This is a genomic window from Blastococcus colisei (assembly GCF_006717095.1).
Taxonomy (GTDB): Bacteria; Actinomycetota; Actinomycetes; order Mycobacteriales; family Geodermatophilaceae; genus Blastococcus_B; species Blastococcus_B colisei.
Genome location: NZ_VFQE01000001.1, coordinates 2,455,511 through 2,469,353, shown reverse-complemented (window position 1 = coordinate 2,469,353; position 13,843 = coordinate 2,455,511). Strand labels below are relative to the sequence as shown.

The window sequence follows — 13,843 nt, the reverse complement described above, 5'->3', positions numbered from 1 at the left end:
CACGGCTCATACGTTGCGGAGGAACCGGTCCAGGACGCGGACGCCGAACTGCAGCGACTCGACCGGCACCCGCTCGTCGATGCCGTGGAACAGCGAGGCGAAGTCCAGGTCCGCCGGCAGCCGCAACGGGGAAAAGCCGAAGCAGCGCATGCCCAGGGTCTGGAAGCTCTTGGCGTCGGTGCCGCCGCTCATCGTGAAGGGGACCGGTCGCGCGCCGTCGTCCTCGGCCTTCAGCGCGGCGACCATCTGGTCGACCAGCGGGCCGTCGAACGTCGTCTCCACCGCCTGGTCGTGGACGATCCACTCGCGCCGGATCCCCTCGCCGATGAGACCGGCGAGCTGGCGCTCGAACTCCTCGTGCTGGCCGTAGAGGAAGCGGCCGTCGACGGTCGCCGACGCCGTCCCGGGGATGACGTTGGCCTTGTACCCGGCATCGACCATGGTCGGATTCGCGGTGTTGCGCAGGGCCGCGCCGATCATCCGGCTGATGCTCCCCAGGCGGGCCAGCGCCTCCTCGGGCTGGTCGGGGTCGATCTCGACGCCGTAGGCGTCCTCGACCGCGGCGAGGAACTGGCGCATCGGCGGGGTCAGGACGGTGGGCAGGCGGGCGGAGCCGAGACGGGCGACGGCCTGGCAGAGCCGCGTGACGGCGTTGTCGTCGTGCACGAAAGACCCGTGGCCCGGCTTGCCGGAGGCGGTCAGCCGCATCCAGGCCAGCCCCTTCTCGGCGGTCTGCACGAGGTAGAGACGCAGGTCGTCGCGCACGGTGATGCTGAAGCCGCCGACCTCGCTGATCGCCTCGGTGCAGCCCTCGAACAGGTCGGCGTGCTCGTCGACCATCCACCGCGCGCCGAGCTTCCCGCCGGCCTCCTCGTCGGCGAGGAAGGCCAGGACGATGTCGCGCGGGGGCTGGACGCCCGTGCGGGCCCAGTCGCGGACCAGCGCCAGGACCATGGCGTCCATGTCCTTCATGTCGACCGCGCCCCGGCCCCAGATGTAGCCGTCGCGCTCCTCGCCGGAGAAGGGGTGGACGCTCCACTCCGACGGGTCCGCGGGGACGACGTCGAGGTGACCGTGCACCAGGAGCGCTGGTCGGCTGCGGTCGGCGCCCGGGATGCGGGCGACCAGGCTGGCCCGGCCGCGCTCGGACTCGTGGATCTCGGACTCGATGCCGACGTCGGCCAGCTTGCACGCCACCCACTCCGCGGCAGCCCGCTCCCCCGCGCTCGTGCTCGTGTCGCCGGTGTTGGTGGTGTCGATCCGAATGAGGTCGGACAGCAGCTCGGCGACCTCGTCCTCTGCCCTGACCGGAGCGTTGCTGTCCATCGGTCGAGCGTAGGACGCCGGGATGCGGTCGTCTCTCGCGGACGTCCTCCGGCCGGAGGTTTCGGCCCTACGGGGTCGTACGCGTCAGCGCGCGAGAGGGCCGCCGCTCAGGGCTCCGGCGGCACCGACGCCTTCAAGATGACGGGGATGACCATGCGGGCGCGAGCCGGAGACGGCTTGCCCGCAGCCGCACCCTGATCCCTGTGGTCGCCGCCGGCTGCCCTCCAGCGCCAGGGGCCACGTCGCCGCCGAGTCGGCGGCCGCTGTGCTTTCGTGGCCACCTGCGGGGTCGCCGTGCCGGCCCCGCAGGTCCTGGACCGCAGGGACGCCTGGACGTTGATCGCCGCCCGCGCGGTGCTCCTCACCTGCGGGCTGAACGTCCTGACCAACCCGTCGGTGCCAGGCCGCGGCCGGGTCTCCGTCGCCCCCGGGTGACCGGCCGGGGGGTGTCGGAAGGACGCATCCGGTCCGGTAGTCTGGTCAGGCACTCGTCCGGGTGGCGGAATGGCAGACGCGCTAGCTTGAGGTGCTAGTGCCCTTTATCGGGCGTGGGGGTTCAAGTCCCCCCTCGGACACCAGCTGATGCACACCGGCGTCTCCCCAACTGGCGAGCGGCGCTCGTCAGGACGCGTGGCGTTCCTTGTCGAGTCGGTCCAGGAGCCACGCTCGGGCCATCGTGGACATCGGTAGGTGCTGGCTCTCGGCGATCTCTTGGATTGCTGCGAACTGTTCCTCCGAGAGGCGAACATTGAACATCCGACTCGCCTGGTTCGGGCGGCTAATGACCGTGCCGTCCGGGTACGGCTCGCCGGTGTCGGCCCCCGCTTCCAGTCGCCGGGCGTCCTCGCGTGCGGCGCTAGCCTCGCGAGGATCAAGCTTCTTCGCCATCGCCAACCTCCTGTAGGTACATCGCGAGATCGCGGCCGCTGGCCGGCCAGGCGTTCATGCCGTGGAGATCGCCGTCGAGATCGCGGTAGGCGATGACAACGAGGACCTTGCCGGCGGACGGCGAGTATCCGATGAAGCCGGTGGCGCCAACCCGAGACGTCGGGTACGGCGAGAGTTCGACGAGCCGCGCATCGGCCATCACCTCCACCGTCCAGGCCGGCTCGATGTCGAACGCACCCGCGTACCGACTCGAGCGGGACTGGATGTAGGCGGCGTCTTCGTCCGCCCAGTGCAGCCCCACGGCGACAGTGTAAGACAACGATTTACGGCGTGCCTCTATCGACAGGGAGAACCTGCTCAAGGCCGCGCACCGACCCCTCCGCGGCATGTGGCAGCTGCGGGCCCTGCCGCGAGGTCGCGCTCCCGGGACAGTATGGAGTCGTGCCGATTCCGTCCGGGTCCGCTGATCAGGGCACGCTGCCGTTGATCGGCCTGGACGACGAGCTGTCGGCGCTGCGCGAGGACGTCGCCCGGCTGCGAGCGGAGAACGCCCGACTCCTCCGACTGCTGGAACTGACGCCGCGGCAGGCGCGCCCACCCGGCCCCGTGCAGACCGGCGTCTTCGACGGCCAGCCGGGACCGGCGCACGCCGGTTCCACGCCGGCGGCGAAGGTCGCGTTCTTCGCCAGCCTGTTCGCCGCCCGGACCGACGTGTACGCGCTGCGGTGGGAGAACGCCCGAACCGGCCGCGGAGGCTGGTTGCCCGCGGTGCGCGGCGGCTGGCGCAAGGGCGTGCCGGCCGCGGACAGGGAGTACCTGCCATTGACAGACGAGGTCATCACTGCCCATCTGTCTGGCGAGCTGGAGCTGGGCCTGTATCCGCTGCTGGACGGCGACCGCTGCCACTGGCTGGCCGCCGACTTCGACGGCCCCGCCGCCATGCTGGATGCGCTCGCCTACCTCAAGGCCGCCCGCACGGTCGGCGCATCGGCGGCGCTGGAGGTGTCCCGCTCAGGTCTCGGCGCACATGTCTGGCTGTTCTTCACCGCGTCCGTCCCCGCGGCCACTGCCCGCCAGGTGGGCACCGGACTCCTGCGCGAGGCGATCGCCGTGCGCGGGCGGATGGACCTGGCCAGCTACGACCGGCTCTTCCCCTCCCAGGACGTCCTCGCAGTCGGCGGTCTCGGCAATCTCATCGCGGCGCCCCTGCAGGGCCGCGCCCGCCGCCGCGGAGCCACCGTGTTCCTCGAGTTGGCCACCATGGAGCCGCACGAGGACCAGTGGTCCTACCTGTCCAGCCTCGGCCGACTCACACCCAAGGAGGTCGACCGGCTGGCGCAGCGACTCGGCCAGGTCGCCGTCGGCGCCGAGGTGAACCGGCTCCGCTCCCCCACCTCCACGAAAATCGCGGTGCAGCCGCCAGCTGTTGTCCACGCCCGACTCGGTGCCAGGATCACGGTCGAAACAGCAGCGCTGCCCCCAGCGCTGCTCGCCACACTCAAGCACGCGGCGTCGATGCCCAACCCGGTCTTCTACGAGCGGCAACGGCGCCGTGCCTCCACCTGGGACACCCCACGCTTCCTGCGCAACTACGACGAGACACTCACCGGCGACCTGCTCCTGCCGCGCGGATTGCAGGACCGGCTCGCAGCCCTTGTGGAACAGGCCGGTAGCCGCCTCCAGCTCACCGACGAACGGACCGCCGGCGAAACGCAGACCTTCGAGTTCGCCGCAGAACTCGATCCCGAGCAACAGCAAGCCTTCAAGGCCCTCGCCGACCAAGAAGCCGGCGTGCTGGTCGCCCCGCCCGGGGCCGGCAAGACGGTCATGGCCTGCGCGCTGATCGCTCACCACGCCGTCCCCACCCTCGTGCTCGTCGACCGCAAAGCCCTGGCCGACCAGTGGCGCGCCCGCATCGGCGAACTGCTCGGCGTGAAGGCCGGGCAGCGCGGCGGCGGCCGCGGCAAGACCACCGGCATCATCGACGTCGCCACCCTGCAGACCCTCGCCCGTAGCGATGACATCGCCGGCTGGACCAGCCACTACGGCCTGGTGGTGGTCGACGAGTGCCACCACGTGCCCGCCGCCGCCTTCGAGCACGCCGTGCGGCAGATCCCGGCCCGCCGCTGGCTCGGGCTCACCGCCACCCCCTACCGGCGCGACCAGCTCGACGACCTCATCGCCCTGCAGTTGGGGCCAATCCGCCACACCCTCGTTCCACCGCCCACCGGCACCCTGGGCAACCGGTCCCCGGACTCGCAGACACCCGAACCGGTCCTGCACGTCCACTCCACGGGCTACCGCTACGCCGGGGACGCCGAGCCTTCCTCCCCCGGCGGCATCGCGGCGATCTACCGCGACCTGGTCGCGGACGACGCCCGCACCGGCCAGATCACCGACGACGTCGTCGCCGCGCTCGCCCGCGGCAGGCACTGCCTCGTGCTCACCCAGTGGACCGCACACCTGGACCGGCTCGTCGCCGAACTCAGCCAGCGGGGCCACGAGCCCGTCGTCCTGCGTGGCGGCATGGGCGCGAAGTCCCGGGCCGCAGCGCTCGCCCGGCTCGTGCCGCAGACCGACGGACCGCCACTGTTGGTCGTCGCCACCGGCCCGTACGTGGGCGAGGGCTTCGACTGCCCGGCGCTCGACACGCTCTTCCTCGCCGCACCGATCGCCTTCAAGGGCCGACTCGTGCAGTACGCCGGCCGCATCCTCCGCCCGTTCCCCGGCAAGTCCACCGCCGAGGTGCACGACTACCACGACGTCGCGACCGGCGTCCTCGCCTCATCGCTGAGCAAGCGCGCCCCCGGCTACACCAGCCTCGGCTTTCCGGACCCGCGCCGCCTCGTCCGGTAGTCAGTCCCACGTCGGGTCAGACCATGCCGAGCCGGTCGAGCCGCTGGATGAACGCGATCTTGCGGCGCTGCTCCCGGCGAAGCTGCTGGACCCGATCCGCGAACGCCTTGCTCGTCCCCTCGCGGCGGCAGACTTCAGCCAGTTCGTAGAGCAGACCCGCCGCCGCGTCGTAGTCGGCCGCCGTGCGTCGCTCTACGAGCTCCACGACCTCACGCCACGCCTGATCCTGCCGCCCCGCGAGTGCGCTCAGATGGTTCTCGCGGGCGAGTTCAGCGGCGCGGCGGCGCTCCTCTGCCTGTCGCTGGGCGCGCTCACCGGCCGCACGCTGCCGGTACTCACGGCGCCGTCGGGACTCCGTGAGCAAGTCCGCCGCGGACCGGCCGGAGCCGTCCCCGGTCTCGACCGGCGCAGCCGCTCGCCGGCAGCCGGCCAACAGCTCGGCACGCACCCTCACCCCGTCCCCCTGGGCCACCCGCAGAAGAAGAAGGTCCTTGCTCTCCGCCGGTAGCTGCGCCAGCCAGCCGGGCAGCTCGGCAAGCGTGTCGTCACCGCTCAGCGGCGCGCTGCTCTCCGCTGCGACGGCGACCAGGTCGGGGTCGATGCGCAGGAACTCGGCCACCGCACGGAGGGCGGCGCTCAACTGCCCGAGGCCCGGCGGAACGGGCGGTTCGAGCGAGTCCTCGTCGACCTCGTGATTCTGGACGGCGAGCAGCCAGGCCAGGTAGAGCAGCCGGAGATCCCCAGCCATGAGTTCAGCCCGGACGGGGACGATCGGGGCCAGCAGGCCGGAGCCGTCCAGCCACTCCTCGTACTCACCGTCCTCGTCCTCGGCGACCAGGTCGATGACGACGAACCCGTCGGTCGTCCACGCGGTCGAACAGTCGCCGACCAGGTACTGCCCCACCCCGGCCGTGGCCGGGGTGCCGAACAGCTCGATGGGCAGCCGGAACATCAGCCGGTGCGTCCCCCAGTTGGCCAGGTACAGGAAGGCGTCGAAAGAGCGCTCGACCAGCCGGCGCGGATCAGCCTTCAGGTCGCCCCACTCGTAGTCGTTCACGAAACTGGTCGGCGTGATCTGGGCCCGTGTCGAGATGGCGCGCAGGTCGGCCTGCTCGTCGACGGACAGCGGTCGGTCGATGGCTGCGAACTCGTAATACTGGTACTCGCTCATCGCGACCCATCCTCCGGGCTACCGGGCTTTGAAGAGATCGACCATCAGTTCCAAGGGCACCGCCGACAATCCGTGTGTCACTGACCGGAAGGCCGGGGTATCCGGCAGGCCCGGGCATGAAGCACTCAATCGATCACCGCCGCAACCGTGTGCGTATGTAGCGTGTCGCCCCTCGGACACAGCAGAAAGGCCCGCGGTCGCTGACCGCGGGGCCTTCGTCGTCGAGGTGGTCAGTAGCTCATCAGGTCTTCCACCGAACACGCAGCGACGCGGGAGGAGTCAGACCGACCGACCGGCGAACGCGGCTATGCGCTGATAGGCGTCGGCTCCCTCGGGCGCCGGCTGCTCGGGTCTGAACGCCGGGGCCCGGTTGTCGTCGGTGAGGCCGGCCCGCATGAAGGCCAGCCCGCGCACGGCCACCTCGGCGTCGAGGTCATCGGTCGGCCGTCCGATGGCGGTGGCGAGGTCCCAGGTGTGCACGGCGAGCTCGGCACACTGCCAGTCGACGGAGACGGGTCCGCCACCGGAAGCCCCGTCGTCGGCCACAGCGCGAAGAAGGTCCCCCGCATGCGAGCGGAACCGGGCGACCGGGTCAGGCCCGGCCGAGGGAGTCGCCGACCAGTCGACCGCTTCGCCACGGGCCATGGCAGCGAACCGCGACGGGGCAGCGACGATGTGGTCGCCCAGGTCCTGGAGGCTCCACTGCGGGCACGGTGTCGGGTTTCCGCGTGCTCCGCTGGGAACGTCGTCCAGCAGACCCGCCAGCTGATCCAGTCCGCGGCGCAGTACTCCGACGTCCTCGTCGGTCGTCATGATCCGACGCTAGCTGCGCAGGCCGCTCGGTGGTGGCTCCGGCCAGCCGGCCCGTCCAGAGCCGGGTTCCCCGGTCGCGACGCAGTCCCGTCCGGCCAGATCGGCCAGATCGGCCAGGCGGTCGCCGAGCAGCCGGTAGACCTGCGGGTGGACGCCCATCCCGACGTGGCTGGAGTCGATCTCGACGTTGTCGGCAGCCGGGTCGACGCACGCGTGCCAGTCGACCACCCAGTCGCTGCGCGAGTAGACCGAGACGTAGGGCACCTGCGTGGGGAACGGCCGGTCCAGCCACTCGGCCAGTTCCTCGGCGCACTGCCCCCGCAGGCAGTCGTCGCGGAACATCCCGGGCACACCGGCCGTGCCGAGTGCGGCGACGAAGCGCACCTGCCGGGCGACCATTGGGTTGATCGCCATGTGGTCGACATTCGGGCTGCCCAGGGTGACGATCCCCGCGACGCGGTCGGGCTGCCGCATGGCCATGATCTTGGCGAACAGCCCGCCGCGGCTCTGCCCGACGATCGCCGCGGGTCGTCCCGTCCGGTCGGTGAACTCGACCAGTCGGCGTTCCAGGCGCTCGACCGCCTGGCGCGTGCAGTCGACGTTGAAGCGGATCTGCGAGGTGCACGGTCGGTAGCCACGGGCGCGCAGCCACCGCTTCATCATCGACAGCGACGGGTCCCCGGCGAGGAAGCCTGGCACCAGCAGGACCGGCATTCCGCCGCCATCCGGGACGCCGTGCCCGCGCCACACGGAGGACCCCAACAGCTCTGACGCCTCGAGCCATGGCCGCTGCAGGGCGAGCAGGGCCGCCACCGGGGAGGCCCCGATCCACGGGGGTGTCCCCTCACCGGGTGTCCGCTGTGCGGGCGCGGCTGTACGCATGTCGTTCCTCGTCTCCGTCATGACCCGAGCGGGCAGGCGATACCCGTTCCCTGCCGTCGAAGCTCCTCCACGTGAGAGTGTGACGCCTGACACAGCTCGCCACAGCGGGAGGTGCGGGCCATGTCCCGGGACGGACACCGGGCCGGCTCGTGGTCCCCGCGGGAAGGCCGGGGCCATGAAGCAGCTGTCGGGTCTGGACGCGACGTTCCTGCATCTGGAGACGTCCGCGCAGTTCGGCCACGTGTCCAGCCTGTCGATCTACACCCGCCCGGACGTCCCCGACTACCGGCCCTACGACGCGTGGCGGACCCAGCTCCAGCAACGGCTGCACCTCCTCGAGCCGCTGCGCCGGCGCCTGGCCGAGGTCCCCCTCGGCCTCGATCACCCCTACTGGATCGAAGACCCGGCCTTCGACCTCGACTTCCACGTGCGCCACACCGCCGTCCCGCCGCCGGGCACCGACGACCAGCTCGCGGTGCTCGTCGGGCGTCTGGTCTCGCGCCCCCTCGACCGGCGCAAGCCGCTGTGGTTGTCGTACGTCATCGAGGGGTTGCCCGAGCGTCGCTTCGCCGTCCTGACGATCGTCCACCACGCCACGATCGACGGGGCGTCCGGCGTCGAGCTGATGACCCTGATGCTCGACGAAAGACCCGAGGGCGTCGCCGGAGCGCCCGAGGACGACCGATGGACGCCGGAGCGTCCTCCTGGCGACCTGGAGATGCTGGCCCGCGGCGCGCTCGGTCTCGCCCGCAAGCCGGCGCGCGGGCTCCTGCTCGCCGCCTGGAGCGCCCGGGAGATCGGCCGGGCCACACGCAACCCCGTGCTCGTCCGGACCGCGAACGACGTGCGCCGAAGCCTGCGTGGACCACTCGGCACCGTCCTCAACCTGGGACGCCGCCGGCCCGAGGAACCCGACGAACCGCCCACCGTGCCCAGCGTCCGGCCACCGCGCACGCCGTTCAACGGGCCCATCACCCCGCACCGGAAACTGGCCATCCGGTCGACGTCGCTCGACGTGCTCAAGCAGGTCAAGTCGGCGTTGGGCGTCACCCTCAACGACGTGGTCATGGCCGCATGTGCGGGCGGGTTGCGCACCTTTCTCGACCGCCGTGAGGCGCTGCCGGCCGACCCGCTCGTGGCCCTCGTCCCTGTCTCGGTGCGAACCGGTGAAGAGACCGACCGCTGGACCAACCGGGTATCGATGCTCTCGGCCGTCCTGCCGACCGACGAGCCCGACCCCGTCCGGCGGGTCCGGCGCGTGCACGACTCGATGTCCAGCAGCAAGAAGATCTTCTCGGCGCTCCCCGCTGAGCGGCTCACTGACTTCGCCGAGTTCCCGCCGCCGGCAGTGTTCGCCAGGGCGATGCGGCTGAGCGCCCGGCTCCGCCTCGGGTCTCGGCTGACGCCGGGCAACCTGGTCATCTCCAACGTGCCCGGTCCGCGCACGCCGCTCTACGCCGCCGGCGCGCGGCTCGAGCACTACTACCCGGTCTCGACCATCGTCGAAGGCCAGGGCCTCAACATCACCGTGCAGAGCTACCTCGACCGCCTCGACTGGGGCCTGGTCTCGTGCGCGGAACTCCTTCCGGACGTCGACGTGCTCCTCGGCGACATCCTCGACGAGATCGACACACTGGCGGCCGCGGCGGGGGTCGCGACCTCGACGCCGGCGACGAAGCCGACCGCTCCGGCTCCTGCCCGGCCGCCAGGCGCTTCCGCAGGCGCAAGCCACTGACCGCAGGAACCCTCCGCGCCTGCGAACCGTGCTCCGCGACATCACCACGGCACTCGACCCCCAGGCTGTCGCTGTGTGGGCCGGCGCCACCGTCGTCCTCCTCGCCGCGGGTCCGGAACGTCGAGCCGCCCGCACGTGAGCCGGTCTCCTACTGGGTGGCCGTGGCCCTCACCGTGGGCGCCGCCACCGCTGGCGACACCTCGAACTGTTCCGCGGCCGGCGGTGCGTGCGTCGGCATCATCGGACCATCACCCGCCGGGTCGAGCACGTCCTCCTCGAACCATGCGTATCGGCCGGAGAGCACCTTCTGCGCGGCCTTGTACTGAGCGTGGTCGTCGTTGGCCCACAGCTCGGTGAACAGCCGGTCGGCCCGACGCCGGGCCTGACCGCAGAACAGGTCGGCCAGTTCCATGGCCTCGTGTCGGCGGTCGGGCTGCTCTCGCCCGATGGTGTCCGCGTAGACGCACGCGCACGCGATGGCGTAGAGCTCGGCACCGATGTCGACGAGCCGGCCGAGCAGGTGGCCCTTCTGCTCGAGGCGCGCCTGGTAGCGACCCATCGCGTAGAAGGTCGAACGCGCGAGCTTGCGGGAGTGGCGCTCGACGTAGCGCACGTGCCTGGCCAGGTCGCCGAACTCGGAGAAGGAGCCGGGACGCTGGCCGGCGCCCACGGTCAGCGTCGGGAACCACCTGGCGTAGAAGGCGCCCGCCTTCGCGGCGGCCCTGGCCTTGTCGGCCGGGCTCGAGTCGCCGAGCACCAGGTCCCCCGCCACCTTCAGGTGCTCGTCGACGGCCTCACGGGCGATCAGCAGGTGCATGATCTCCGTGGATCCCTCGAAGATGCGGTTGATGCGCATGTCGCGCAACATCTGCTCGGCCGGTACCGGCTTCTCACCGCGCCGCTCGAGCGACTCGGCGGTCTCGTAGGCGCGACCGCCGCGGATCTGGACCATCTCGTCGACGGCGGTCCAGCCGAGTTCCGACCCGTAGAGCTTGGCGAGGGCGGCCTCGATGCGGATGTCGTTGCGCTTGTCGTCGGCCAGGCGGCTCGACACGTCGAGCACCGCCTCGAGGCCGAACGCCGTCCCTGCCAGCCAGGCGAGCTTCTGCGCGATCGGGTCGTGCTTGCCGATGGGCTGCCCCCACTGCTTCCGTTCCGTCGACCACTCCCGCGCGATCTTGAGCGAGTGCTTCGTCGCCGACAGGCAGAACGCCGGCAGCGACAGTCGCCCGGTGTTCAGCGTGGTGAGCGCGATCCGCAGACCCTTGCCCTCGCCACCGATGACGTCCTCACGGGGGACGAAGACGTCGTCGAAGCGCGTCACCGAGTTCTCGATCCCCTTGAGCCCCATGAACTCGTTGCGGTGCTCGACCGTGATGCCCTCGCGGTCGCACGAGCAGAGGAATGCGGTGATACCGCCCCTGTGGCCGTCGGACTTCGGGACGACGGCCATGATCACGACCACGTCGGCGATCGCGCCGTTGGTCGCCCACAGCTTCGTGCCGTTGATCCGGTAGCCGGTGCCGTCATCGGTCGGGACGGCGGTCGTGCTCATGCGCGCCGGGTCCGAGCCGACGTCCGGCTCGGTGAGCAGGAACGCCGAGATGTGGTCCCTGGCCAGCCTGGGCAACCAAGCGCGCTTCTGCTCCTCGGAGCCGAACAGCCGCAGCGGCTCGGGCAGGCCGATCGACTGATGCGCAGAGAGCAGCGTCGAGATCGACGAGTGCCAGGTGCCGGCCATCGCGAGGGCCCTGTTGTAGTAGACCTGGCTCAGCCCGAGACCCCCGTACTCCTCGGGGATCTTCATGCCGAGGGCGCCCAGCTCCTTGAGGCCCTGGATGACGCTGTCGGGAATCCTCGCCTCGCGCTCGATCTGCTGCCGGTCGACATGCTCGGTGAGGAAGGCGCGCAGGCGCTCGAGGAACGTCTCGCCCTTCCTCACCGCGGCCGCGTCGAGCTCCGGCTGGGGGTGGATCAGGTCGAGGCGGAAGTTGCCGAGGAAGAGTTCCTTGCCGAACGACGGCTTGATCCATTCGGTCTCGCGGCTGGCCTCGGCGACCTGTTTCGACTGCTCGTACGATGGATGCGACGACATACACCACAATCACCCCCGATTCTCCGTGAGACAACGGGTCTCGCCGTCGTCGCAGACGGGCGCCGCTCCATGCGACGAGTCAGCGAAGACGTGTGCGTATGTGGCGTGTCGCCCCTCGGACACCGGCTGATGCACACCGGCTTGACAGCACTGGCCTTCTGCTTATGGCGAGCCGCCGATCTTCCGCCGCCGCCTCTGCTGCGTCATGAGCCGTGGTGTTCACCGCCAGTGTGCATCCAAGGTAGCTGGAGACGGATGACGACAAGTTAACTTGCGTGGGTGCGGATCGAGATCTTCTCCGCCGCACGCAAGCACGGCGTCGCGGACGACGACATCGCCCACGCGCTTCGCAACGCCGTCTTCGACTATCCGGACCAGGGCGACCACGAGCTCAGCATGGCCGTCGGCCCGGCTCGCAACGGCGACCATGGTGGAAGTCAGCTACCTCATGAGTGAGGACGGTCTTCTGGTGGTCGTCCATGCCATGAGGGCCCGGCGCAAGTATCTAGAGGGAGGGTGATCACGATGCCGCGCAGTTACGAGGAGATCGTCAATCAGGCCGAGGAACTGTCTCGCGTCTTCGAGGAGGACTTCGCTCCGGCCGTCTCCAAGGAAGAGGCAGGGGTCCGAGCTGCTGCCCTCCGCCGAGCCCTCGCCGAGAGCGAACTCGGCGAGGCTGTTGCCGCTGCCAGGCAGGCAGGCGTCCCCTGGGATCGCATCGGCGAGGCAGTGGGGACCAGCGGCGAAGCCGCGCGGCAGAAGTACCGCGCGCTGCTCGGCAGGGAGAAGCCGGTCACCACCGGTCACTAACACTTGCGCGGCATGCAGCGCCGCGCGGCCTGCCGCCGGGTGCGGTTCTTGCGAAAGTATGGAATCGTGCCGATTCGGTCCGGGTCCGCGAATCAGGCCACGCTCGGGTCCCGCAACCTCACCAACTACATCGCCAGATCGCGGCTCGAGACCGGCGGCTTCAGACCGCGACTACACTCTGGAATGTGAAGAGCCCTCAAAGTGCTCACAAAGGCGAACGGCTCCTCACGCTGCATCTACGCAGGTGAGGGGCGGCTCAGTTGGCTCCCCCGGTTGTTCTCGAACCAATAACCCTCCGCTCCTCTGAGCGGCTTTTAGCGCTCATGCGAAACGGCGCCGATCGGGCTTGCGCGTAGGCGCTTGACGTTGCCTCCGTCGACTCTGCCCCGCGCAAACGCGATTAGGCAACTACCTTCGGTCACTCATCGTCATCGTCCCTCATTTGCGTTCCATTGCCTCGGCGCGCGGGGTCCACCACCGTGCGCACTCCCGCCGGTGCGCTGCGGTTGATCGACCTGACCGTGACGATCAGCGCGGCCCCGGAGGACTGATGCACGACGATCCGCAGCGCGCCGGCGAGCTGACCGGCGCGGCCCGGGCGCTGCTGACCCGCCCGTCGCGCACCGCCGAGGCTGATCGCCCGCTGTTCCTGCTCATCCGTCGCCACGGCGAGCAGCTGGACCGCTGGTTCACCCAGCGCCTGGGTTACCGTCTCGTGGTCGGCACCGACACCGCGCGACTGGTCAAGTCGGGGCACATCCCGGCGGACCGGCCGCTGCGCACCCCGACGCAGCGTCCGTTCACCGCGCGCGAGTACACCCTGCTCGCGCTCGTACTCGCCGCCACCGCGGCCGGGCCGGACCGGATCACCTGCGCGACCTGGTGCTGCAGGTTCGCTCCGCAGCCGCCGACGCCGGCATTTCCCTCGACGGCGCCACGAGCGAACGCCGGGCCCCGGTCACCGCCCTGCGCTGGCTGGTGGAGCACGACGTGGTGCGCGAGCTCGACCGGTCGGTCACGGCTACGAACCGACGCGGAAGCCGACGCCCTGCTCGAGGTCCGCAACGACCGGATGGCCCTGCTGCCGGCGTCTGCGCTCGTCGGTGCCCGCTCGGCAGAGGAACTGCTCGCCCGCGCCGCGGGCGACGGCACCGGCCGGGCCTCGCTGCGTAGGCGGCTGGTCGAGGACCCGGTGCTGCATGCCGACGACGTGGCGCCGGAAGACTGGGCAGAACTGCGCCGCCGCTTCGGCGAGGAGTCGCGCTAC

At 70.6% G+C, this 13,843-nt stretch carries 13 protein-coding genes, 1 tRNA gene and 1 pseudogene; 7 read left to right on the top strand and 8 right to left on the bottom strand.

All coding sequences use genetic code 11. The annotated features are described in order from the left end of the window. Positions 1-6 precede the first annotated feature (6 nt). On the bottom strand, positions 7-1,326 hold the full coding sequence (locus FHU33_RS11700) for a M20/M25/M40 family metallo-hydrolase (protein ID WP_142025518.1): 1,320 nt from the start codon (positions 1,324-1,326) through the stop codon (positions 7-9). 273 nt (positions 1,327-1,599) lie between these two features. Between FHU33_RS11700 and FHU33_RS24980 the strand changes: the two genes are divergently transcribed. Next, positions 1,600-1,761, top strand: coding sequence for a hypothetical protein (locus FHU33_RS24980; RefSeq protein WP_170182426.1), 162 nt, complete (start codon positions 1,600-1,602; stop codon positions 1,759-1,761). A gap of 55 nt (positions 1,762-1,816) precedes the next feature. Continuing rightward, positions 1,817-1,904 (top strand) — tRNA-Leu (locus FHU33_RS11695). Between the two features lie 43 nt (positions 1,905-1,947). Here the strand turns inward: FHU33_RS11695 and FHU33_RS11690 are convergent. Together FHU33_RS11690 and FHU33_RS11685 are read right to left on the bottom strand one after the other, a co-directional pair. Continuing rightward, positions 1,948-2,214, bottom strand: coding sequence for a hypothetical protein (locus FHU33_RS11690; protein WP_142025517.1), 267 nt, complete (start codon positions 2,212-2,214; stop codon positions 1,948-1,950). Continuing rightward, positions 2,198-2,515 carry a hypothetical protein gene (locus FHU33_RS11685; RefSeq protein ID WP_211355095.1) on the bottom strand — a complete coding sequence of 106 codons (318 nt, stop codon included), beginning with the start codon at positions 2,513-2,515 and terminating at the stop codon, positions 2,198-2,200. Before FHU33_RS11685 ends, FHU33_RS11690 begins: the two co-directional genes overlap by 17 nt. 140 nt (positions 2,516-2,655) lie before the next feature. Between FHU33_RS11685 and FHU33_RS11680 the strand changes: the two genes are divergently transcribed. Next, a complete protein-coding gene (locus FHU33_RS11680) occupies positions 2,656-5,070 on the top strand; it encodes a DEAD/DEAH box helicase (RefSeq protein ID WP_211355094.1) in 2,415 nt (804 codons plus the stop codon). 16 nt (positions 5,071-5,086) lie between these two features. Here FHU33_RS11680 and FHU33_RS11675 read toward each other — a convergent pair whose 3' ends face one another. From FHU33_RS11675 to FHU33_RS11665, 3 genes are all read right to left on the bottom strand, one after another. Next, the gene (locus tag FHU33_RS11675) at positions 5,087-6,241 is read right to left on the bottom strand and encodes a hypothetical protein (protein ID WP_142025516.1); all 1,155 of its coding nucleotides are present in this window, start codon (positions 6,239-6,241) and stop codon (positions 5,087-5,089) included. Positions 6,242-6,520: 279 nt separating this feature from the next. Further along, positions 6,521-7,054, bottom strand: a complete 534-nt coding sequence (locus tag FHU33_RS11670) for a TIGR03086 family metal-binding protein (RefSeq protein WP_142025515.1) — start codon at positions 7,052-7,054, stop codon at positions 6,521-6,523. Positions 7,055-7,063: 9 nt separating this feature from the next. After that, positions 7,064-7,768, bottom strand: coding sequence for an esterase/lipase family protein (locus FHU33_RS11665; RefSeq protein ID WP_142025514.1), 705 nt, complete (start codon positions 7,766-7,768; stop codon positions 7,064-7,066). Positions 7,769-8,111: 343 nt separating this feature from the next. Here FHU33_RS11665 and FHU33_RS11660 point away from each other — a divergent pair, with 343 nt between their 5' ends. Beyond that, complete coding sequence (locus tag FHU33_RS11660) at positions 8,112-9,671, top strand: WS/DGAT/MGAT family O-acyltransferase (RefSeq protein WP_170182425.1); 1,560 nt, start codon at positions 8,112-8,114, stop codon at positions 9,669-9,671. 148 nt (positions 9,672-9,819) lie between these two features. On the opposite strand, the gene FHU33_RS11655 is transcribed toward FHU33_RS11660, so the two are convergent. After that, the gene (locus tag FHU33_RS11655) at positions 9,820-11,766 is read right to left on the bottom strand and encodes an acyl-CoA dehydrogenase family protein (RefSeq protein WP_142025512.1); all 1,947 of its coding nucleotides are present in this window, start codon (positions 11,764-11,766) and stop codon (positions 9,820-9,822) included. A 279-nt stretch (positions 11,767-12,045) separates the two neighbouring features. Here FHU33_RS11655 and FHU33_RS24975 point away from each other — a divergent pair, with 279 nt between their 5' ends. Together FHU33_RS24975 and FHU33_RS11650 are read left to right on the top strand one after the other, a co-directional pair. Beyond that, positions 12,046-12,222, top strand: coding sequence for a hypothetical protein (locus FHU33_RS24975; protein ID WP_170182424.1), 177 nt, complete (start codon positions 12,046-12,048; stop codon positions 12,220-12,222). A gap of 69 nt (positions 12,223-12,291) precedes the next feature. After that, positions 12,292-12,576, top strand: coding sequence for a hypothetical protein (locus tag FHU33_RS11650; protein ID WP_142025511.1), 285 nt, complete (start codon positions 12,292-12,294; stop codon positions 12,574-12,576). 418 nt (positions 12,577-12,994) lie between these two features. On the opposite strand, the gene FHU33_RS24970 is transcribed toward FHU33_RS11650, so the two are convergent. Beyond that, entirely contained in the window at positions 12,995-13,243 is a 249-nt protein-coding gene (locus tag FHU33_RS24970; RefSeq protein ID WP_170182423.1) for a hypothetical protein, read from the bottom strand. Here FHU33_RS24970 and FHU33_RS26475 point away from each other — a divergent pair. Continuing rightward, positions 13,127-13,837 (top strand): annotated as a pseudogene (locus tag FHU33_RS26475) (DUF2398 family protein); the annotation flags it as partial. The gene FHU33_RS24970 and the pseudogene FHU33_RS26475 sit on opposite strands and share 117 nt — an antisense overlap. Positions 13,838-13,843 lie beyond the last annotated feature (6 nt).

Excerpts from the sequence above, each read along its gene's own strand:
- FHU33_RS11700 (WP_142025518.1), bottom strand. The coding sequence starts at position 1,326 with ATGGACAGCAACGCTCCGGTCAGGGCAGAGGACGAGGTCGCCGAGCTG.
- FHU33_RS11690 (WP_142025517.1), bottom strand. The coding sequence starts at position 2,214 with ATGGCGAAGAAGCTTGATCCTCGCGAGGCTAGCGCCGCACGCGAGGAC.
- FHU33_RS11675 (WP_142025516.1), bottom strand. The coding sequence starts at position 6,241 with ATGAGCGAGTACCAGTATTACGAGTTCGCAGCCATCGACCGACCGCTG.
- FHU33_RS11670 (WP_142025515.1), bottom strand. The coding sequence starts at position 7,054 with ATGACGACCGACGAGGACGTCGGAGTACTGCGCCGCGGACTGGATCAG.
- FHU33_RS11665 (WP_142025514.1), bottom strand. The coding sequence starts at position 7,768 with ATGCCGGTCCTGCTGGTGCCAGGCTTCCTCGCCGGGGACCCGTCGCTG.
- FHU33_RS11660 (WP_170182425.1), top strand. The coding sequence starts at position 8,112 with ATGAAGCAGCTGTCGGGTCTGGACGCGACGTTCCTGCATCTGGAGACG.
- FHU33_RS11655 (WP_142025512.1), bottom strand. The coding sequence starts at position 11,766 with ATGTCGTCGCATCCATCGTACGAGCAGTCGAAACAGGTCGCCGAGGCC.
- FHU33_RS11650 (WP_142025511.1), top strand. The coding sequence starts at position 12,292 with ATGCCGCGCAGTTACGAGGAGATCGTCAATCAGGCCGAGGAACTGTCT.